Here is a 20,293-nt window from a genome sequence, read left to right as displayed (position 1 = left end):
GTTAAGATTTTTTATAAATATTTACAATTTTATTTATGATCGTTTTTACAAACGTTTCTTTTTTATCTATCTCTAAATATCCATTCCCATAGGCTCCGTAGCTATAACCATAGCCATAGCCATCTCCATAACCATAACCATATTTTGATTTATTGTGATACCCATTAAATACTATACTTATACTTTTTAAGACACCTGTCTTATGTTTTTCGTTTACAATACGTAACATTTCTTTTTTAGTTACTCCTTGTCTTACAACATAAATAGAAGCATCACAAAAAGGAGTTAATTCTAATGCGTCTGCTACTAATCCAATCGGAGGTGTATCTAATATTATATAATCGTAGTATTGTTTTAACTCATTAATTAAACTCTCCATACCTTCGCTAAGGATTAATTCTGATGGATTTGGGGGTACAGGTCCTGAACTTATCAGATCTAAATAAGGTATATGTGTATGTTTTATTACTTCATTTAAACTTTTTTGTCCAATTAAATAATTTACAACACCTTCATTATTTGTAAGGTTAAAATCTTGGAATAACTTAGGTTTTCTTAAATCAAGTCCCACTACTACTGTTTTCTTTTCACTTAGTGCGAATACGGAGGCTATATTAAGGGAACAAAATGTTTTACCTTCACCTCCTACCGAAGAAGTAATCATCAAAACTTTAGCTCCTGTTTGAACCTGTTTTTTGTATAAAAATTGCAAAGACGAACGGATTCCTCTAAAACTTTCAGCTAATGGTGATTTTGGTTTTTCAAAAACAGCTAAATTAGATTGCTTGTATTTAAGTCCAATAACTCCTAAAACTGGAATTTGAGTTAATCTTTCAATATCTTCTACTTTGTTAATTGAATTATCTAAAATTGTCAATACAAAAATTATACTCAAAGGAAATAAAACACCTATTAGAAAAGCTAAAACATAATTTGTGCTTGTTTTAGGTCCTATTAATCCTCCTCCTACATCTTTAGCTGGATCTATAAACTGAATATCTGAAAGATTTGCCGCTTTTACTATGTTCGCTTCACTGCGTTTTTCTAAAAAAGAATTGTATATATTTTTATTTAAATCATATTTACGATTTATCTTTACTAATTCTTGTTGTTGTTCTGGTAGTTTATTAATCAGGTTTTCTGCTGTTTCTATTTTTCTATTTATAGCAACTAAATCAGAGTTTACTGAACGCTTGGCTGATTCTATATTTTCCAACAGAACTCTTTTCAAAGCCTCCATTTGTGCATCAAAATCTTTAAATTTTTTATCGTTTTTTAAAATATACGATAATTCTGCTCGTTCCGCTGATAATTGTGTTAATTTAGCAACATTAGTTAATATATTAGGGTCATCAATACCCGCAACGGAGGGTGCTGGTAATTTAGAAAAATCAGAATTTCTGATTAAGTAACTCTTTAATGAATTGTAATAACTATATTTTCTATTTAATAGTTCTTTTTCTACATCATATTCTGTTAATTTATCTGAGTATTTGGTACCTCCTTCTTCTAACTCAAAAATATTTTTTCCTTTTGAAAAAGTTCTTAATTCGTTTTCAGTATTTTTTAAATCTCTTTCCATAGACACTAAAGTACTATCTATAAAGTCTATTGTATTTTGAGCGAATTGATTTTTTGACAATAATTGACTTTTGATTAAATACTTAACTGTTCCATTAAGATAGTCTACTAACCTTGGCTTATTGGTTCCTTGCAAACTTAATCTAACAATAGCGGATGTTTTTGAATCATTTTCTACTTCTATTCCTTGATAAGTGGCTACTGTGCTATTAAAATCAGCAAAAGTGATTATGTATTTATTTTTTTCATAAAAACCTGGATTCTTAACTAGTTTTAATTTAAGATTTAAAAAAGGTAAAACAACAGGTTCTCCTATTTTAAATTTTTTTGAAAACATTCCTTTATTTACTGGTATTGTGGTAAACTCGTCAATTGAGTAATTATATAGAGTTGCACTGGTTTCATCAAATTGAGTTGAGAGAATAAATTCTTGTTTAGTTACAAACTCTATTATTAAATGTTTTCCTAATAATTGAGGATAATTTATATTAGCATCTACAACAAAGGGAGTTGTTCCGTATACATCTTCTAAGTTATATTTTCCTTCTTGTAAATATTGAATGTAAAAACGTAATTCTTTAACCACTTTTTCATTATGAGATCTTGATTTTAGAGTACTCATTAATGTTTGTACTTGATCTGAGGTTCCTCCCCAGTTAAAAATCAAACTTGTATTAGAAGTAAAAAAAGGATTACTTTCTTCTTTATAAGCTACAGTAGTAGTCATACTGTATATTTTTTCTTTTCTAATATTTATCTGATAAGCTACAAAAAAGGTAATTAATAATGTTATCACAAACCAATACCAATAACCTAAAACTCTATTTAAAAAAGATTTAACATCAAAATTAGTTTGAGATTCCAAAAAATTAAAATCTTTAATATCTAACATTACTTAACGTTTTTTACTAATAAAAAGGTTGTAAACAATAATGATAATGCACTGACAATGGTAGTAAACGATTGTAAAGCATTTGTTCCTAATCCCCAATTTTTTTGTTTAATAGGCTTTATATAAATATAATCATTTGGCTGAATGTAATAATAGGGTGACTTCAGCAGATCAACATTTGTAAGATCAAGTGTATGTATTTCTGTACCTTGAGATTGTTGACGAATCAACATAACCTCTTTTCTATCTCCTGTAAGAAGAATATCTCCATTATTTGCTATTGCTTCTAAAATTGTCACTTTTTCTTGCATTAACACTTTAGTTCCTGGTGATTTTATCTCCCCATTTATCGTATAACGAAGACCTCCTAATTTCACCATAACAAAGATATCTGCTTCTTTATGAAAATATTCTGAGAGCAGTTGTTTTTCTATCTTAATTCTCAATTCTTCTAGCGTTAAACCAACTACTTGTAAATCACCTAAAACAGGAATTCTGATATATCCATGATCGTTTACTAGATATCCATCAAAATACAATTCATCTGCTGAAGTCCCTCCTTGCGATACACTAGAGACATTAAACATTTCTACTAATTTAGGATCAATAGCTTTAATTTTTATGGAAAGTACATCTGAAATCTGAAGTCTATAAGGCTTAAGTGCAACTTGCTCTAAGGTAACAGATTTTCTATTTCCTTGTAAGTAAATCACGTCTTTGTTTGATATACAAGAAGAAATTGTAAATAAAATAAAAGTTAATAAATATAAGGATAGTTTATTCATTTTAATATTATAACATCAGTTTATATTTCACTTACAATAGAAACAGGTTTTTATTTTTGATTAAATTTTAAAAAATATTCACTTCAAAAAAACAAATATAGTTTTTCATTTTGTAAATAGAAAAACTTTAAAAATTAAATTTTCAAGAAGTTCTTAGCGAGTTTTCAAAAGGAATTCGATTTAAAATACTACGTCCTAAAGTAATTTCATCTGCATATTCTAATTCATCTCCTACAGAAATCCCTCTTGCTAATGAAGAGATCACTAAAGGATAATCTTTTATTTGTCTATAAATATAAAAATTAGTGGTATCTCCCTCCATAGTAGAACTCAAAGCAAATATAACTTCTTTAACATTACCTGATTTTATTTTTTCTACTAAAGAATTAATTTTTAACTGACTTGGCCCTATTCCTTCTATGGGCGAAATTTTACCGCCTAATACATGATATATTCCTCTGTATTGCCCCGTATTTTCAATAGCCATTACATCCCTTACATCCTCTACTACACAAACTAATGTTTGATTTCTATTATCGTTTGAACATATTTCACAAAAGTCTAGATCTGAAATATTATGACATGATTTGCAAAATTTTATTTCATTTCGCATTTTTAATAATGCGCCTGTCAAAAAGGTTGTTTGTTCTATAGGTTGTTTTAACAAATGCAAGACTAAACGCAATGCTGTTCGTTTTCCAATTCCTGGCAATTGCGCAATCTCTTGCACTGCATTTTCTAATATTTTTGAAGAAAAATCCATAAGGCAAAATTACGCTTAAAAAAAAGAAAAATCCAAACACTTTCATATTTGGATTTAAAAAATCAATTAGATGAAATTAAAATCATTTCTTTTTAAATTTTATCTTTCTTTCTCCTTCTACACCTTCATAAATAATTTCTAAATCACCTACTTCATCCATATAAATTTCGCCTCCTTTTTTAAACAAGTAACTTAATTCAGCAAATTCATTATTTATCGTTCCTCCTAAAAAATCTATTTTACATTTTGAAAAGCTATACTTTTTTTTATTTCCTACTTCTTCAACTAACTCTAAAACTAGATCTTTTACTTTAAATTGACATCCTGACAACCCCGATACTTCGTACTTATCAGTTCCTTTCTTCATAAAAGTAATTGAACTTCCTTGAACAGTAGTATAAGTAGCTCCATTAAAGAAAAACTTCATTAAATATGTATAATGTATCTCACCGTTTGAATACGCAATTCCACTACACAGGAATAACGCTATGATTAGTATTTTATAAAATTTTTTCATGTTAAAAATCATTATTTGTACTACAAATATACACAGAAATTTTCACAAAAAAAACGAAATAAAAAAGTTCTACACATTGAATTTTCATCTATAAAAAATTATATTCAAATTCTTCTTTTTATGCTTATGTATTGACTAGAACTTCTAGTTTATAAGGGATTCTTCAAAACAACAAATCTTTCACTTATGTATTCAAATTCCTCAAAAAAAGAAGCTGTTTTTTTAAGATAATTCAAGTTTTTTCTATCTTGCAATACAAAACTAAAATTATCCATTTAACTTATGTCACCATTTGCAATTCTTTCTTTAATCATTATCTATTTTGGGATTTTATTTTTCATTTCCCACTTCATGAGCAAAAACAATAGTGGTAATGATGCCTTTTTCAAAGCTAATAAAAATTCTAAATGGTATTTAGTTGCATTTGGGATGATAGGAACCGCATTATCAGGTGTTACATTCATCTCTGTACCTGGAGAAGTAGGCAATCCTGAATTACAATTTAAATATTTTCAATTCGTAATAGGCAATGCTTTAGGTTTTATCCTTGTGGCTACAGTATTATTACCTCTATACTACAGAATGAACTTGACTTCTATTTATGGTTATATAGAACAACGTTTAGGTAAAATTAGTTATTTGACAGCTGCTTCTATCTTTTTGATTAGTCGAACAATTGGGTCTGCCTTTCGTCTTTATCTTGTGGTTATAGTTTTGCAACGATATGTTTTTGATTATTATGCAATTCCTTTTACAGTTACTGTATTCCTATCTTTATTTTTAATTTTTGCATACACTTACAAAGGAGGTCTTAAAACTATTATCATTACGGATACCTTACAAACGTTTTTCTTGGTATCTTCTGTTTTTCTTACTATCTTTTTTATTTGTCAAAGTTTAGATTTATCTACATTACAAGCTTTTGAAAAAGTTAAAAATAGCTCTTATTCTCAAATATTTTTCTTTCAAGATTATTCTAAAGGCAATTATTTTTGGAAACAGCTTTTAGGAGGGGTTTTTGTAACTATTGCCATGGTAGGTCTTGATCAAGACTTGATGCAAAAAAACCTGAGCTGTCCTAACATAAAAGAAGCCCAAAAAAACATGTTTACATTTACAGGAATTTTTGTGATCATTAATATTTTTTTCTTAGGTGTAGGAGCATTACTGTATATGTATGCAGAAAAAAACAGCATTGCCATTCCTATGGTTAACAACGTAGTTCGGACAGACTTCTTGTTCCCTGAAATAGCCTTAAAATCATTAGGATTAGTTCCGGCTATTGTTTTTTTATTAGGTCTTACAGCTGCCACCTTTGCCACTACTGATTCTGCTCTTACTGCTTTAACCACATCATTCTGTATTGATTTTTTAGGAATGGAGAAAAAACAATCCGAAAATGGCGACAAAAATTTAAATAATGATGTAAAACTTAAAAAAACACGTCATATCGTTCATTTGTTTTTTTCTGGATTAATATTTTTAGTAATTGTTTTTTTTAATACTGTAAACGATGCTTCCGTTGTAAAAATGATTTTTAAAATTGCTTCATACACTTACGGCCCTTTATTAGGCTTATATGGTTTTGGTTTATTCATGAAAACCAAAACTGTTCGAGATAAACTAGTTCCTTTTATTTGTCTAATTTCTCCTATCATTTGTTATTTTTTATCAACTCACTCTGCTGAATGGTTTGACGGCTATACCATCGCGGAAGAGTTAATAATCTTTAACGGATTAATTACTTTCATTGGCTTATTATTTATTAGTAAACCAGCAACAAATAGTACACGTTTCTAGAAAAATATATTTCACACATCAAAGAGGTGCTTAGAAAAGTTCTAGAGAGTAATTGACACTTTTTATCACTAAGAGAAATCACACAAAATACGCGATGTGATTTCTCTTTTATTTGTAAAGTTCTGAATATCAAAAATTCTTTCTAAGTATCTTTTTTAATATTGTTTAGTACCTAAAAGTACCAGTGTACAAGCTACTTCTATTATGATATTATTTTTTTTTAACAAATCATAAAACTCAGAATTTTCAGTACCTGGATTAAAAATAACTCGCTTAGGTTTTAATCCTATTACATAATCATAATAGTCTTTTTGACGTTGCGGATTTAGATACAAAGTAACTGTATGTATATCTTCTAAAAGAGGAAATCCTTTCTGAATTTCTATCCCAAAAACACGTTCGTTTTTTACTCCTAAAGCAATTACTTCATGTTCATATTGCAACAATCTACTCATCGCTATAAACGAGTATCGCTCTGGGTTACTAGAAGCTCCTAAAACTAAAGTTTTCATTTTTACTATTTTTAAAACAATAAATTTACTATTTTTAAACTTAGCAAACTAGAACTTAACATTTTCTTTACTAATAAAGCCGTTTAGAATTTTAATTTTACAAAAAAACTATGGATCTATTTTTTTACATTTTTGCTGCCTTATTTTCGGTACTTAATCCTATTGGTGCTATTCCTGTTTTTGTTGGACTCACGAATGGATATACGCGTCAAGAACTTACCAAAACATCTAAATGGACCGCAATCAACGTATTCATAATTATGATTGTGTCATATTTTTTAGGCGAATATGTCTTGCACTTTTTTGGTATTAGTTTAGAAGCCTTACGAATTGCAGGAGGTATGATTATAGCCAATTCTGGTTTTGGTTTATTGTCAGGAAAGGTTAAAAAGCGCAAAGGAATAAACAAAAAGGTAGAAGATGAGGCACAACAAAAACACGCTATCGCTCTTACTCCATTAGCCATGCCTTTGTTAGCGGGACCTGGTTCTATATCTTTATTAATAGCTTTTTATCAAGAACATAATAACTGGATAGCTATAAGTTTAGCTATAAGCGCTATTTTAGCAGTAGCTGTTTCTATTTTCTTAGTTTTAAACAGTGCTCATTATCTAGTTCGTTTTCTTGGAGAAGCAGGCATTGTGGCTATCTCAAGAATTGTTGGTTTTTTTGTAATTGCAATAGGTGTTCAGTATATTGTAAATGCTATTCTAAAAATCATAGAAAACAGTCATCTAATTAAGTAATGAATACATCAAATTTAAAAGCAAATCCCACAGATTTGAATAAGTTGAGTTGATTAAATTCGTCTTTTTTTTATTTACTTTTCTTTGCATTCAAAGTACGTAATCAAATTTTATTAGTCTAAATTAGACAGAATATCAATAAATAATAACAATCTAATTAATCCTTTTATATTTTCTTTGTTATAATATTTAACCTAATTTTTGATTCAAAAAAGGCATATAAAAAAATCCCAAACTTTTTTGCTTGGGATTTTTTATATTTTATTGTTTAGGCAAAAAGATCTCTGCCATCATACAACGAGCACTACCCCCTCCATAGGTTTCTATAATCTCTAAATTTGAATATAGAATAGCCGTATGTTTTTCAATTTGTTCAATTTGTCCTTTATTCAGTGAATTATAAGCTGATTCACTCATAACTAAATATGTTTTATCATCATTCCCTTTTACTTGTAACATATTACCAGCAAAGGCATTTACTTGACTTTCGGAAATATAAATAATTTCTTTTCCATCATTTTTTAGATTTTCTACTAAATTTTTCTTTTCCGTTTTATCATCTATACATTCTGAACAAAGAACTGCAAAAGTTTCACCTATAGCCATCATTACATTTGTATGATAAATCAATTCTCTTTCTTCATCAACTGTTTGAAAGGCATTAAATAAAACAGGAGTAAACTCAAAATCTTCACAAAATTCAATAAATAATTCTTCATCGGCACGAGGAGATAAAGCACAATATGCTTTTTGATGTACGCGATCTAAAACCATACTACCTGTTCCTTCTAAAAAAACGCCATCTTCTTCTGCAAGTGTGTAATCCATTATTTCCTGAATAACAAAACCTTTTTCTTCTAATATATCTAGAATATCTTCTCTCCGTTCTAAACGACGATTTTCGGCAAACATAGGATATAGTACTATATCTCCATTTTCATGAAATGAAATCCAATTATTAGGAAAAACCGCATCAGGTGTATCACTATCTATCGTATCTTCTACTACTATTACATGAACTCCTGCTTCACGAAGTTTATAAACTAAAGCATCAAATTCTTGTTGTGCTTTAGTCGTAATAGTTGCTGGTAATATTGTGTCTTTTTGTTTTTGATAATAATTGTTTACTGCCGTTTGTTCATTCATTCTAAATGAAGCAGGTCGCACCATTAATATAGAATTTGTTATTTGTTGCATATTTATTTAGTAAAAAAAATTCTCTCAAACACTACTGATACTTATTATATTTTAGTGATTGAGAGAACTTTTTATTTATAAAATTAATCATCTGTTTTTTACTACATTTACAATAGAATCTACTATATCTAGAGCTATTTCCGCCATTGTATTTATTTTTTCATCTAAACAAGGATTTACTTCCACTACTTCTACACAAGCCGTTTTAGGATTAGAGGTTAAATGTACCAATAAATCTTTTGCTTCTTGTGGTGTTATTCCGTTAGGCACTGGAGTTCCTGTACCGTGTGAAGTCAAGAGGGGATCCATAGAATCAACATCAAACGAAATATAAATGATATCACATTGATGCAATTGTGTATTAATATTGTTTACTAAGGTCCATATTCCTAAATTTCTGACATCTTGTACTGTATACCATTTAAGACCTAACTTTTCAATAACAGCTTCTTCTTGAGACTCTGTATCACGTACAGCTATATAAACTAGATCTTCTGGGTTAATTTTTTTTGTTATACCTCCAACATTTTTTAGACGGTTCCAATAATCAATTGTTTTTTCATCTACTTTATTTATTTGACATTCTAAGTTATCGATATCCATTACAGAGGCTAAAGGCATTCCGTGCATATTTCCCGAAGGTGTGGTATAAGGCGTATGAATATCTGCATGAGCATCAATCCAAATTACCCCAATTCTTTTATCTGGATAAGCAGATTTAATACCTGCTATAGTTCCACCAGCAGAACCATGGTCTGCGGCTAAAATAATAGGAAATTGTTTTTTTTGTAATAGAGAAGAAACCTTTATATTTAGCTCCTCATAAATAGAAAGTAATCCATCTATACGTTTTGCAAAAGGAAATTTTGTTGACTTATCTAGGTAAGTGTTTACATCTTTAATTTCTTGAAGATCATTCTCACCAAAAATATAATTTTCTTTTTTCCTTGCTGTGGTTATAATGGCTTCTGGGCCTAAAGAAGCTCCACGTGTACCTGCTGTAATTTCTGATTTGTTTATTAGAAAAGTAATTGACTTACCCATAAAGTTTTAGATTGGATGATGATGATTGATAACATCTATTTCATCTGTTTCGATAGCAAATATAAAAAAAGCCCCTTGAGAGAAGAAGCTTTTTTATGTTTTATTTATTTTTAAATTATCTTTTATCCATGGATACAAATGGTCGTAATGGATAACCTGTATAAACTTGGCGTGGGCGTCCGATAGGTTCTTTATTTAAACGCATTTCTTTCCATTGTGCAATCCATCCTGGAAGACGACCAATGGCAAATAACACAGTAAACATATCGGTTGGAATCCCTAATGCTCTATAAATTATACCAGAATAGAAATCCACGTTTGGATATAATTTTCTATCTACGAAATAAGGATCTACTAAAGCTGCCTCTTCCAATTGTTTAGCAATATTTAGAATTGGATCGTTTACTCCTAATTCTGCTAACACTTCGTCTGCTGCTTTTTTAATAATTTTTGCACGAGGATCAAAGTTTTTATATACTCTATGTCCAAAGCCCATTAAACGGAAAGGATCTTCTTTATCCTTAGCTCTTTCTAATGCTTTTTGCGCATCTCCTCCATCTTTTTGAATTTGTTCTAACATTTCAAGCACTGCTTGATTTGCTCCCCCATGTAAAGGTCCCCATAGTGCAGAAACCCCAGCAGAAATAGAAGCAAATAAACCTGCATGTGAAGATCCTACAATTCTAACTGTAGAAGTCGAACAGTTTTGTTCATGATCAGCATGTAGTGTAAATAATTTATCTAAAGCATCTATAACTGTTTTATTAGTGGTATAGGGGGCTGTAGGCAATTCAAACATTAAACGCATGAAATTTTCCACATATCCTTTCGTGTTATCATAGTAGTTTAATGGAAATCCCATCATTTTACGATATGTCCAAGTAGCAATTACTAAGAATTTCCCCATAGTTTTACAGATTGCCTCGTACATCTCGGTTTCATTTTCTACATTTACTACTTTAGGATTAAAAGCAGTTAAAGCAGAAGTTAATGATGATAATACTCCCATTGGGTGAGCTGTTTTAGGAAATCCATCAATAATATTCTTCATTTCTTCGTTTACCAAAGTATATTTACGAATATCATTTTCAAATTTTTCTAATTGAGTTTTTGTTGGTAGTTCTCCGAAAATAATCAAATAAGACACTTCTAAGAACGTAGCGTTTTCAGCTAAATCTTCAATAGCATATCCTCTATATCTTAAGATTCCTTCTTCACCATCTAAGAAAGTAATTTCACTTGTACAAGAACCTGAGTTTTTATACCCTGGATCTATCGTGATCGCTCCTGTTAGGGTGCGTAATTTTTCAATATCGATAGCCGTTTCATTCTCAGAACCCACCATTACAGGGAACTCGTATTTATTGCCATCAAATTCTAATATCGCAGTTTTTGACATAATTAAGTTTATGGTATTTATCTTTTTAAATTGGTTTAACAAAAATAGGGATTTGATATTAAATTCAAAACTTACCCAATGCTTTTCTCCAAATTTAATAAATGTTTTACAATAAGTTTACAATTTTAGAAAAGAAAAAAACACCATATATAGATTTTTTTTCTAGAAGGTCATTCCTCTAAAGGACGTAAGGAAAATCAGATAAATAAAACAAAATTTAAAAACTGAATTTAAACTAATTAAGACCTTAACTTAATAGCATTGTACGCGCGGGAGTTGCATTTACATTAGAACTAAACCATGTTACTAGAAAGAATAATATTTGAATTAACAACTTCATAAAGTGTTCTGCTGTTTAATTTTATCTGCAACTATAATATTTATCATCTCACTAAAACTATAAGCCACTTTGCTTACACCTTTTGGATAACCCCATTTGCTTGAATCTGGGACATACTCATCTCCACAATAAAACAACTCCGTTTCAAAACGATAAACGGACGGATTATTTCCATCATCTACAGTTTTTCCAACATAGATTATTGTCATTGCAAATTTTTTTAAATCAGCCCACCCTCACTTATTTTGATTTTTAATGAAAAAACACACCAAACAACCTAGCTCATCATTTTATAATTCCGTATTCATTAGGTTCATCATTCATAAAATCGATTCTGAATTGCTCAGGCATCTGTTGGCGAGCAATCTCAATTGCCTTTTCAAGTACAAAAGGAAGTCTTGTTGATTGCGTTGTTTCTAACACCCAATTTACACTTGTCTCTAAAGAAATCTTATGTCCTATAGAAACATATATTGGGTTTGTATTTTCTTTTGTTCGGAGGGCTTTTCCAACTACTTTTTGGTCAAATATAAGTTCTATATGATCTACTCTTTTACCTCCTAAATCTTCTTTTTTGCAATATCCCACTAAACGTTTTTTAGCGCAACCTATAGTGGGCATATCCAGTTGAATGCCCAAAAAAGTAGCCAAGCCCATATTTTTAGGGTGTTCTATACCGTGTCCATCACAAAAAATAAGTTGGGGTTTTATGGTTAATTTTTCAAAAGCTTTGATTGCCCATATCGTTTCATTAAAACCAAAAACATCTGGAATATGCATAGTGATCTTGTCCTCAGTATAAATTGCTTGGTCAACGATTTCTTGACTATTTACATTCATAACTGTGATAACGGCTACAATTACTTGGGTAATATCGTGATAAGCTACTGTTACTCCTCCAATAAATTGCACATCAGTTGGCAGTTGATCCTCGTTTATTGTTTTACCAATTTGTTCTTCTTGCCACACAAACTTTTCCATAAATGTATCAGGAATTGTTTTTCCTAGGTATTCTTTCATTTGATTATGAATGGCATAAGCGACAATAACTTTTGAATATCTTTCAACATCTCCATGTACATAAACAAATGTATCTAGATCTATTTCAATATACCCTTTTTCATCATAAGAATGATACTTATCTATTATATCTTGATTATTTGCAATTAACTTTTCATAATCCAAATCATTACGACTAATCAACATTTCAGTTGAACCCACTTCTCTTTGTTTTCTATCACGATTATTAATAGCAAAATTATTTAATAAAACAAAATCATAACACAACTCATATTCAGTGCTATAAATTTCTTTAGACATAAGAAACCTAAAAATGAACCTTTTTACCCCATATATATATATAGCCAAATATAATTCACAATCTTTAAAACCACATTGCAAAGAACAACCGTGATCTATTCCATTTACATAAGTTTCTTTACTACATGAGTTATTTTCTAAATTTATATTTTCTTTTATTCCTGTAAATGATTTACCATTATGTTTTATAGAACCATTCACTTTTAATTTTTCCCAGTTTTGTAGCTCAAAATATTTTATCATTTTATTTACTATTAGGAAAGAAAACCCCTTCCGTTATATAAAAACAATGCGGGCAAGTAACCATGTGTTTAAAAATTTGACCTTTTACTTTCCATCTTATAACAATTTTAATATCCGATCGCTCAGATTTACTCAACGTATTTTTCAACGCAACAGTTTTCGCAGAATTTCATTCTGTGCCCACAAGCTGTTCAAAGTCTCCCGACTTTGAGCTACCACAAATTAAACTATTTTTTCAATAAATCACTTATTTTGATTTTTAATGAAAAAGCAAAATTTAAAATATTGTTACATTATTATCTTAACGCAAAGTCAGGAGACATTTGCGTAGCATGCATATCTTTAAATTATGGCTCAGACTCTGGGCAGCCGAGTACATATGCGAAGCATTTACATCTTTAAATTATGGCTCAGACTTCGGGCAGCTGGGAGCTAACTGTTGCGTTAAAAACTAGACGCTTAGATTTGGATTGTGTAAATCCGAGCGATCGGGTAAAAAAAACTCTATCATTTACAGGAAAAAGAGAAAAAACGATTTTATAAGATATATCATTTTTTGGTTTTAAGAAAATTGCAAAATAATCTTCAAAAGAGTTTAGCTCAAACCCTAAAGAAGTTATGCCCATCAGATAAGATATTTTATGTTGTATTTCTTCGATTTTATTGTTCATAAATTCTATTTTACTCCTCCAAAACTTGTAGCAGAACCACCGCTGTATATTTTAATAAAACTGCCAGATTTAGACACTGAAGCCCCTTTTTGAAAATTAGGCAAAGGATTTCCTTTTATAGAATTACTTCTTGATTCAGTTGGGATAGACCTAATATAATATTTTGATAAATTCATTGCTGCTTTTTGATTTTTAGTAAAATCCGTATTAACTGATAGTTTAGTATTGGCTATTCTTGTATCTAATTTTACCTCTCCTGTAATATCATCTTTTATTTCCTTAACAAAAACAAAGTCTGCCATAAAATAATCACCTTCATTGGTATAGTTTATTTTAGTAGCTCAATCATTACCTTACTCTTTTAACAAATTTTTATAGGCTCCACTTTCAAGGTAATTATAAAGTTTATCCATTGTTCCCTGTTGGTTTATTAAAATATCTTTATAATCTTCATACATTGGATCTGCAATCTGTTTTGCAATAATATTGTCTGACCATTTCTTATATTCTTGGTATTTGTTACTATTGCATAATTTCATAATTATTAAAACCTTTGCACCAGTTTCACCAAAAATATACTTGTAGTAATTAGAAAATTCTTCTTTCTCCAGTATTTTATCGTTTATATCTTGTAAGGATTGGAATTTAGAGAAAAAAGGCAAAACATTTTCCTTTAGTTGATTTATAAATTCCGATTTTACATATTCATAGTGCTGGAAATTTATTTCCTTGTTTTCTATAATATTTGTACTGCCAATTAAATTGCTATAGTAGTCAACTTTTTTATCATAGTTAGGGATTTGAATTACCGTATACTCATCCTTTGGAGAATAAAATTTTTCTTCAAATTCTATATTTTCTATTATTGTATTGATTATAGGAAAAACAATTCCAAAACCAATAGATGATAAGGAAGATTTTTCTCTCCATTTATCTTTTTCAAACGAATATGTTATCTTGTCTATCTTATCGTTTTCCTTCCGTTGATATTTATAGGCAAAGTCTACTTCATCTTCCTCATATAAGGAAAATCCGTAGGAAGAAAAATTAACATTTTGCGTAAGATTATGATTGAGTTCTTTTATTTGTTTTTTCATTATTCTCCATTAATTTTTACGCCTCCAAAACTTGTAGCAGAACCTCCACTGTAGATTTTGATAAAAGGCTGTTTGTTCTGAATAAGAGCAGGCTTATTAAAACATTCTATTTTCTTACCATTTATAGGAGTCCTATCTGTGGACCGTAAATATAAAGGCTTTAAGAATGCTCCTTTCTGATTCTTAGTAAAATCTGTATTCACAGATAGCTTAGTATCGGCTATTCTTGCATCTAATTTTACCTCTCCTGTAATATCATCTTTTATTTCCTTAACAAATAAAAATAATCGCCCTCATTGGTACAGTTTATTTTAATAGCTAGATCATTACCTTACTCTTTTAGCAAATTTTTATAGGCTCCACTTTCAAGATATTGATGCAATCTAATTACATCATCTAAGTATGGTTGTAAATCATCTCTCCCATTTTTTATGCCTTCTTCTATTCTTGAAATATACATGGCAGTAAATTCTTGATATCCCTTTTCGTTACCCGTCAATTTTAAGATAATCATTGCTTTAAAATAAGTTTTGCCGAATATATAGTTACTCCAATCCTGCCATTTTTCTTTCTCTAGTATTTTATCATTTATATCTTGTAAGGATTGGAATTCAGAAAAGAAAGGAATATAATATTTATTAATAAAACTATCTGTTTCAGCAACAACTCTTTCTAATTCTTTTTCCTTTATTATACTATCTTCAAAAACTATAGTATGCTGAGTATCTGTGGTTATGTTTGGGGCTAAAATCTCATTAATAGTAATTGGATGATTAATATAATAACTATGAGTAGGTGTATCCTTTGAAATTATTCTACCTTCTAAAACTGTATATAAGATACTATCTAATTCTCTGAAATGTATACCTGCTCTAAATGATTCTTTACATACAGTTATAGGATTATACTTTCTATAATCATAACCAAAACCATAAGTTATAATATCTATCTTGTTTTTCGTATCTTTAAATAACAAACCTAAATTGTAATCTTTATCATAAGATAAATGAGAAAATCCCAATCTGCTAATGGATAGTCCATAAACGATTTCTTTATCTAAACTATTTAATATTTCCATGTCTTTTACTCTGTTATATTGCCTTTTGTATATCCGCCACTGCCGTTACTATATATCTTTGTTATCTTTCCTGTTTTTTTAACATTTTTATCTTTAACAAAGTCTTTCATCACAGCTCCTTTTATCAAGGATTCATTATTTATAGATTTTACATAAAAATCAGTCATTCCATTGGCTTTTTTCTGGTTATCGGTAAAACCTGTATTTTTACTCAATTTAGTATCTGCTACACGAATATCTAATTTTACCTCTCCTGTAATATCATCTTTTATTTCTCTAACAAAAACAAAATCTGCTATAAAATAATCGCCCTCATTGGTACAGTTTATTTTAGTAGCTCGATTATTATCTTACTCTTTTTAGCAAATTTTTATAGGCTCCACTTTCAAGATAATGATGTAATCTAATAACATCATCTAAATATTGTTGCAAATCATCTCTCCCATTTTTTATGCCTTCTTCTATTCTTGAAATGTACATAGCAGTAAATTCTTGATAACCTTTTTCATTGCCTGCCAATTTTAAGATAATCATTGCTTTAAAATAAGTTTTGCCGAATATATAGTTACTCCAATCCTGCCATTTTTCTTTCTCAAGTATTTTATCATTTATATCTTGTAAGGATTGGAATTCAGAAAAGAAAGGGAGTGAATAGTTTGAATAATATTTTTTAAAAATATCACCTACTACTAAAATATTATTTTCTATAATTTCTGTATTATGTAAAACCAGAATATTTATATCCTCCCTAATCTTTTGAGAGTTATGAAATCCTTTTCTATCTATCAATGTATCTTCCAAAAGATTAAACCCTTTGTCTAAAAAAGACATCAAAGAGTTAACATTTAACGAAATAACACTATAGTTTAATTGGCTAAAAAAAACTCTATCATTTACAGGAAAAAGAGAAAAAACGATTTTATAAGATATATCATTTTTTGGCTTTAAAAAAATTGCAAAATAATCTTCAAAAGAGTTTAGCTCAAACCCTAAAGAAGTTATGCCCATCAGATAAGATATTTTATGTTGTATTTCTTCGATTTTATTGTTCATAAATTCTATTTTACTCCTCCAAAACTTGTAGCAGAACCACCGCTGTATATTTTAATAAAACTGCCAGATTTAGACACTGAAGCCCCTTTTTGAAAATTAGGCAAAGGATTTCCTTTTATAGGATTACTTCTTGATTCAGTTGGGATTGACCTAATATAATATTTTGATAAATTCATTGCTGCTTTTTGATTTTTAGTAAAATCCGTATTAACAGATAGTTTAGTGTCTTCAATTCTAGCATCTAATATACTTGTATTACCAACTTGAATTTCTTTCACAAATACAAAGTCTGCTATAAAATAATCGCCCTCATTGGTACAGTTACCTGTTTGATCTCCATTAATACAAAAATATACTTGTGTATAGATAGATCGTTCTGATAAATCTGGAATTTTTTGTTCTAATGCTTTATATTCCAAAGATTCTGGAGAAGATAGTTTACTTATAATATAGTTTTCAAAGTCTTTACCCATCTTAAAGTAATTTCTCCTATTGGCATCTTCTTTCGAATACTTTAACCATTCATTAATAGTTGTTATTAGATTATTATCTAATGGTATTTCCTCTATAGATTCTGGAGTAAGCAACTCATAATCTTCTGCTTTATAAAGAGGATCTTGTTTGTGACCAACAAAACCACGTGCAAACTGAGGATGTTTGTTTAGAAAACCCGATCGCTCAGATCTACTCAACATATTTCTCAACGCAACAGTTAGCGCAGAATTGCATTCTGTGCCCACTCCTATTGGCTTTCAAAACAAATATAAAAGTATCACTTCTAGATCATTTTCTAAACCAGCACAATTTCTAGCAGAACTAAAATAATAATCCTCAGGTAAATCAACCTACAGTTATAATGGTAATGAAATAGCAATCTTCTGTTGTTGTGGCTTTGTATTTTGTCGACATGACTTATCTAAATATTTATTACAAAACTAAAAAAACACAATTTATAATTGTGTTTTTTTTAGTTTATTTTCTCGTCATTGTGGGCACAGAATACAATTCTGCGCTAACTGCCGCGTTGAAAACTAGACGCTTAGATTTGGATTGTGTAAATCCGAGCGATAGGGACAAATGCTTCGGCACTGGTTAAATCATTACAAGATAAAAGTACAATCTCTTTTTTATTTGGATCCAGTTTTTTAGCTAAAATCTCTGCTAATTCCTCTGGGCTTACTTCAATATTATCCCATAAAAAGTTGCCATTATCTAAAGCATGTAAACTTAAAGCTACTTGATCTGAAGAACCCCAGCTCCTGAGCAAATCCTTTCGAGTGGAATTGTGTTCTTTAGAAAAGGGAAAAATATATATTCCCAGTTGTAATCAAATATACTATTTTGTTATATAAAAATCCAGTGATTAAAATGCACTGGATTCATTGTTTTATAATTATGTTACATTTTTTTACCACGCGAAAGGATTCGCGCGGGAGCGAGGGTTTCTATTTCTTTCAACAATTTCTTTAATCCTGCTTTTTGGGTCAAAATCAATGTATCGTGTTTTTGATTATCTTTTTTTTCATCATAACCTGCTAACTTCTTTAATATCTCATTAGGTATCTCATTTTGAAATTTCAAAAGACAAATACCGGAGTATCCCTTAGGCAAATAATCTATTTCGTATTTAGGATTGACTGATACGTATTTCAATTCAATAAGATTTTCAATATATTCGTTAGGATTTTTACTTGGGAAAATCACATTAAATAGGCTTCCTATTTTCAAATCCTCGTTGTACCCCCTTGCAAATACAAACAATTCATTTTTTATTGGCTTTACTGGAATATTTTTAAGCATATCCGCATTAGGTAAATCCAATAGGTAGAGAGTTTTATTTTCATCAAACAACCCTTCGGATTCAACTTTTAAATATATTTTCTCAAACTGTCTTTCCATTTTACTTAATATTATACTGTAGAGCTTTCTGATAAAATTCAAATGCTTTATCCAAAGATGATTCTGGTATGGTTTCCAATAACTCATCAGCATAATTTCTAGACAAATTAGATGGTAAATCTACTTCATAAACCTCTTTAACAAGTTTTCGTGCATTTTCAACTGAAATTTCCACTTTAGACAAATTGGCAAAATTATTCGCTGGAGTATTTAAGACAACTTCTAATTCTTTTGCTACTCTATAATTGGGAGCAGAAAGAGCAATGTTTCTTAAGTCATTGGGTAATCCAATTTGTAAAACTCCTTTATAAGCCCCATTACTTGTTGCACTTTCTATTGAAAAGATAGTTGCCTTTATTGGATCTGTCGAAGTTGAAATACCAAATGCTTGTGAATTTGGATTGCCAGGAAATAATGCATTGTCGGCTTTACTTCTAGTTGTGCCTCTGAAAAATGATTTTATACCTTTTTGTTCCAGCTGAGCTATTGTAGTTGTTTCATCAATTGTATTCAAAAATGCTTTAAGTTCAGCACTTGTAGTAATCTTCCCTGCCCCTGTAACCCCCATCTCAACCCCTTCACCTGTACAAGTCGAACATTCTTTAACAGGCGGAGAAGATAGTTCTATTGCTGTACCGTCTGAGGATACTTCATACCATTTAGTATTATCAGCGCGTTTTATACCATTTTCAAAGATCGTTATAGCACCATCAGTGGTATAAACTTTTTTACCAGTAGCTTGGGGAAAAAGTTACACTAAACCTATCTCTAATTTTATAACATAATCGTCATTAGAATCAAGTACATTGCTCTGTAGTTTTAAAATATTTTCAATAAATTCTTCAGTTATACGAGTATAAAATCTAACAATATTAACCACTCCAACTCCTTCAAGAAGCTTTAAAACATCAGCTTTTACAATTTTTTTTTCAAAACTACCTAAAATAATTTTTTTTTCATACAAACAACTACCTAAAACATCTTCTATATTCAAATTTTCAATATCATTAGACATAAAAAATATTGGCAAGGATAAATCATTTAGGTTATTATATTCTATATTCATAAAAAAACGTGGTTCGACTTTTACTACAAAAATATTTTTATTAAATTTATTGAATAGGGAAATAACATTATAATCTGTAGAACAAAAATTATCTTTTTCTACAATATAAATTGAATACAATTGAGAGACATCATAACTTCTAAAAAACGAAGTAATATAATCTGTATTAATTACATCTAGTGAAATATTATATTTTCCACACCCTGAATGTAAAGTTTCTATTAACGGCACTTGACTGCATTCCGTAATGAATTTTTGTGAAATTATGTTATATCTTAATTTATCCATAT

General features: G+C 29.6%; 24 protein-coding genes. 2 read left to right on the top strand and 22 right to left on the bottom strand.

Translation table 11 applies throughout. From position 1 onward, the window contains the following. Window position 1: 1 nt before the first annotated feature. From ACUXZJ_RS07680 to ACUXZJ_RS07665, 4 genes are all read right to left on the bottom strand, one after another. Window positions 2–2,473 (bottom strand): polysaccharide biosynthesis tyrosine autokinase, encoded by a 2,472-nt coding sequence (locus tag ACUXZJ_RS07680; RefSeq protein ID WP_063743750.1) that lies wholly within the window; start codon window positions 2,471–2,473, stop codon window positions 2–4. Beyond that, on the bottom strand, window positions 2,473–3,258 hold the full coding sequence (locus tag ACUXZJ_RS07675; RefSeq protein ID WP_060383119.1) for a polysaccharide biosynthesis/export family protein: 786 nt from the start codon (window positions 3,256–3,258) through the stop codon (window positions 2,473–2,475). The genes ACUXZJ_RS07680 and ACUXZJ_RS07675 overlap by 1 nt, the downstream gene beginning before the upstream one ends. A 142-nt stretch (window positions 3,259–3,400) precedes the next feature. Continuing rightward, complete coding sequence (gene recR, locus ACUXZJ_RS07670; protein ID WP_060383120.1) at window positions 3,401–4,021, bottom strand: recombination mediator RecR; 621 nt, start codon at window positions 4,019–4,021, stop codon at window positions 3,401–3,403. Window positions 4,022–4,103: 82 nt separating this feature from the next. Further along, a complete protein-coding gene (locus ACUXZJ_RS07665) occupies window positions 4,104–4,538 on the bottom strand; it encodes a hypothetical protein (RefSeq protein ID WP_060383121.1) in 435 nt (144 codons plus the stop codon). Window positions 4,539–4,820: 282 nt separating this feature from the next. On the opposite strand from ACUXZJ_RS07665, the gene ACUXZJ_RS07660 reads away from it, so the two are divergent. Continuing rightward, window positions 4,821–6,338 (top strand): sodium:solute symporter, encoded by a 1,518-nt coding sequence (locus tag ACUXZJ_RS07660; RefSeq protein ID WP_127822139.1) that lies wholly within the window; start codon window positions 4,821–4,823, stop codon window positions 6,336–6,338. Between the two features lie 155 nt (window positions 6,339–6,493). Here ACUXZJ_RS07660 and ACUXZJ_RS07655 read toward each other — a convergent pair whose 3' ends face one another. Continuing rightward, window positions 6,494–6,850: a CoA-binding protein gene (locus ACUXZJ_RS07655; protein ID WP_060383123.1), complete on the bottom strand. Its 357-nt coding sequence runs from the start codon at window positions 6,848–6,850 to the stop codon at window positions 6,494–6,496. A gap of 110 nt (window positions 6,851–6,960) precedes the next feature. On the opposite strand from ACUXZJ_RS07655, the gene ACUXZJ_RS07650 reads away from it, so the two are divergent. Beyond that, a complete protein-coding gene (locus ACUXZJ_RS07650; protein ID WP_060383124.1) occupies window positions 6,961–7,596 on the top strand; it encodes a MarC family NAAT transporter in 636 nt (211 codons plus the stop codon). A 261-nt stretch (window positions 7,597–7,857) separates the two neighbouring features. Here the strand turns inward: ACUXZJ_RS07650 and ctlX are convergent, their stop codons facing one another. The 17 genes from ctlX to ACUXZJ_RS07565 form a co-directional block, all read right to left on the bottom strand. After that, window positions 7,858–8,793 carry a citrulline utilization hydrolase CtlX gene (gene ctlX / locus ACUXZJ_RS07645; RefSeq protein ID WP_060383125.1) on the bottom strand — a complete coding sequence of 312 codons (936 nt, stop codon included), beginning with the start codon at window positions 8,791–8,793 and terminating at the stop codon, window positions 7,858–7,860. Between the two features lie 87 nt (window positions 8,794–8,880). Further along, window positions 8,881–9,837, bottom strand: coding sequence for an arginase (gene rocF / locus ACUXZJ_RS07640; protein WP_060383126.1), 957 nt, complete (start codon window positions 9,835–9,837; stop codon window positions 8,881–8,883). Window positions 9,838–9,952: 115 nt separating this feature from the next. Next, window positions 9,953–11,236 carry a citrate synthase gene (locus ACUXZJ_RS07635; RefSeq protein ID WP_060383127.1) on the bottom strand — a complete coding sequence of 428 codons (1,284 nt, stop codon included), beginning with the start codon at window positions 11,234–11,236 and terminating at the stop codon, window positions 9,953–9,955. Between the two features lie 336 nt (window positions 11,237–11,572). Further along, on the bottom strand, window positions 11,573–11,785 hold the full coding sequence (locus ACUXZJ_RS07630) for a hypothetical protein (RefSeq protein WP_060383128.1): 213 nt from the start codon (window positions 11,783–11,785) through the stop codon (window positions 11,573–11,575). 76 nt (window positions 11,786–11,861) lie between these two features. Beyond that, entirely contained in the window at window positions 11,862–13,139 is a 1,278-nt protein-coding gene (locus ACUXZJ_RS07625) for an endonuclease V (protein ID WP_446196262.1), read from the bottom strand. Window positions 13,140–13,549: 410 nt separating this feature from the next. Then, the gene (locus ACUXZJ_RS07620) at window positions 13,550–13,810 is read right to left on the bottom strand and encodes a hypothetical protein (protein WP_060383131.1); all 261 of its coding nucleotides are present in this window, start codon (window positions 13,808–13,810) and stop codon (window positions 13,550–13,552) included. Window positions 13,811–13,815: 5 nt separating this feature from the next. After that, window positions 13,816–14,112 (bottom strand): hypothetical protein, encoded by a 297-nt coding sequence (locus ACUXZJ_RS07615; protein ID WP_089047727.1) that lies wholly within the window; start codon window positions 14,110–14,112, stop codon window positions 13,816–13,818. A 51-nt stretch (window positions 14,113–14,163) separates the two neighbouring features. Beyond that, a complete protein-coding gene (locus ACUXZJ_RS07610; protein ID WP_163444504.1) occupies window positions 14,164–14,907 on the bottom strand; it encodes a hypothetical protein in 744 nt (247 codons plus the stop codon). Further along, entirely contained in the window at window positions 14,907–15,110 is a 204-nt protein-coding gene (locus ACUXZJ_RS07605) for a hypothetical protein (protein ID WP_446196260.1), read from the bottom strand. The genes ACUXZJ_RS07610 and ACUXZJ_RS07605 overlap by 1 nt, the downstream gene beginning before the upstream one ends. Window positions 15,111–15,238: 128 nt before the next feature. Further along, window positions 15,239–15,985: a hypothetical protein gene (locus ACUXZJ_RS07600; RefSeq protein WP_446196258.1), complete on the bottom strand. Its 747-nt coding sequence runs from the start codon at window positions 15,983–15,985 to the stop codon at window positions 15,239–15,241. A gap of 5 nt (window positions 15,986–15,990) precedes the next feature. Then, window positions 15,991–16,200, bottom strand: coding sequence for a hypothetical protein (locus ACUXZJ_RS07595; protein ID WP_088467019.1), 210 nt, complete (start codon window positions 16,198–16,200; stop codon window positions 15,991–15,993). Between the two features lie 130 nt (window positions 16,201–16,330). Further along, a complete protein-coding gene (locus tag ACUXZJ_RS07590) occupies window positions 16,331–17,038 on the bottom strand; it encodes a hypothetical protein (protein ID WP_446196256.1) in 708 nt (235 codons plus the stop codon). Window positions 17,039–17,043: 5 nt separating this feature from the next. Continuing rightward, window positions 17,044–17,733 (bottom strand): hypothetical protein, encoded by a 690-nt coding sequence (locus ACUXZJ_RS07585; RefSeq protein WP_060383132.1) that lies wholly within the window; start codon window positions 17,731–17,733, stop codon window positions 17,044–17,046. 344 nt (window positions 17,734–18,077) lie between these two features. Beyond that, entirely contained in the window at window positions 18,078–18,305 is a 228-nt protein-coding gene (locus tag ACUXZJ_RS07580) for a hypothetical protein (RefSeq protein ID WP_446196254.1), read from the bottom strand. A gap of 131 nt (window positions 18,306–18,436) precedes the next feature. Continuing rightward, entirely contained in the window at window positions 18,437–18,859 is a 423-nt protein-coding gene (locus tag ACUXZJ_RS07575; RefSeq protein WP_158512431.1) for a hypothetical protein, read from the bottom strand. A gap of 79 nt (window positions 18,860–18,938) precedes the next feature. Continuing rightward, entirely contained in the window at window positions 18,939–19,505 is a 567-nt protein-coding gene (locus ACUXZJ_RS07570) for a hypothetical protein (RefSeq protein ID WP_060383135.1), read from the bottom strand. Between the two features lie 183 nt (window positions 19,506–19,688). Continuing rightward, window positions 19,689–20,291 carry a hypothetical protein gene (locus ACUXZJ_RS07565; RefSeq protein WP_060383136.1) on the bottom strand — a complete coding sequence of 201 codons (603 nt, stop codon included), beginning with the start codon at window positions 20,289–20,291 and terminating at the stop codon, window positions 19,689–19,691. Window positions 20,292–20,293: the final 2 nt, after the last annotated feature.

Source organism: Flavobacterium sp. TN-1 (assembly GCF_052828645.1).
The sequence above is the reverse complement of the archived record's forward strand: the minus strand, read 5'-3'. Positions and strand labels throughout refer to the sequence as shown.

Coding starts and splice junctions, on each gene's coding strand:
- ACUXZJ_RS07590 (WP_446196256.1), bottom strand. CDS start 17,038: ATGAACAATAAAATCGAAGAAATACAACATAAAATATCTTATCTGATG.
- ACUXZJ_RS07625 (WP_446196262.1), bottom strand. CDS start 13,139: ATGATAAAATATTTTGAGCTACAAAACTGGGAAAAATTAAAAGTGAAT.
- ACUXZJ_RS07585 (WP_060383132.1), bottom strand. CDS start 17,733: ATGTTGAGTAGATCTGAGCGATCGGGTTTTCTAAACAAACATCCTCAG.
- ACUXZJ_RS07655 (WP_060383123.1), bottom strand. CDS start 6,850: ATGAAAACTTTAGTTTTAGGAGCTTCTAGTAACCCAGAGCGATACTCG.
- ACUXZJ_RS07650 (WP_060383124.1), top strand. CDS start 6,961: ATGGATCTATTTTTTTACATTTTTGCTGCCTTATTTTCGGTACTTAAT.
- ctlX (WP_060383125.1), bottom strand. CDS start 8,793: ATGCAACAAATAACAAATTCTATATTAATGGTGCGACCTGCTTCATTT.
- ACUXZJ_RS07565 (WP_060383136.1), bottom strand. CDS start 20,291: ATGGATAAATTAAGATATAACATAATTTCACAAAAATTCATTACGGAA.
- ACUXZJ_RS07675 (WP_060383119.1), bottom strand. CDS start 3,258: ATGAATAAACTATCCTTATATTTATTAACTTTTATTTTATTTACAATT.
- rocF (WP_060383126.1), bottom strand. CDS start 9,837: ATGGGTAAGTCAATTACTTTTCTAATAAACAAATCAGAAATTACAGCA.
- ACUXZJ_RS07570 (WP_060383135.1), bottom strand. CDS start 19,505: ATGGGGGTTACAGGGGCAGGGAAGATTACTACAAGTGCTGAACTTAAA.
- ACUXZJ_RS07610 (WP_163444504.1), bottom strand. CDS start 14,907: ATGAAAAAACAAATAAAAGAACTCAATCATAATCTTACGCAAAATGTT.
- recR (WP_060383120.1), bottom strand. CDS start 4,021: ATGGATTTTTCTTCAAAAATATTAGAAAATGCAGTGCAAGAGATTGCG.
- ACUXZJ_RS07665 (WP_060383121.1), bottom strand. CDS start 4,538: ATGAAAAAATTTTATAAAATACTAATCATAGCGTTATTCCTGTGTAGT.
- ACUXZJ_RS07635 (WP_060383127.1), bottom strand. CDS start 11,236: ATGTCAAAAACTGCGATATTAGAATTTGATGGCAATAAATACGAGTTC.
- ACUXZJ_RS07660 (WP_127822139.1), top strand. CDS start 4,821: ATGTCACCATTTGCAATTCTTTCTTTAATCATTATCTATTTTGGGATT.
- ACUXZJ_RS07680 (WP_063743750.1), bottom strand. CDS start 2,473: ATGTTAGATATTAAAGATTTTAATTTTTTGGAATCTCAAACTAATTTT.
- ACUXZJ_RS07600 (WP_446196258.1), bottom strand. CDS start 15,985: ATGGAAATATTAAATAGTTTAGATAAAGAAATCGTTTATGGACTATCC.
- ACUXZJ_RS07620 (WP_060383131.1), bottom strand. CDS start 13,810: ATGAACAATAAAATCGAAGAAATACAACATAAAATATCTTATCTGATG.
- ACUXZJ_RS07615 (WP_089047727.1), bottom strand. CDS start 14,112: ATGGCAGACTTTGTTTTTGTTAAGGAAATAAAAGATGATATTACAGGA.
- ACUXZJ_RS07630 (WP_060383128.1), bottom strand. CDS start 11,785: ATGACAATAATCTATGTTGGAAAAACTGTAGATGATGGAAATAATCCG.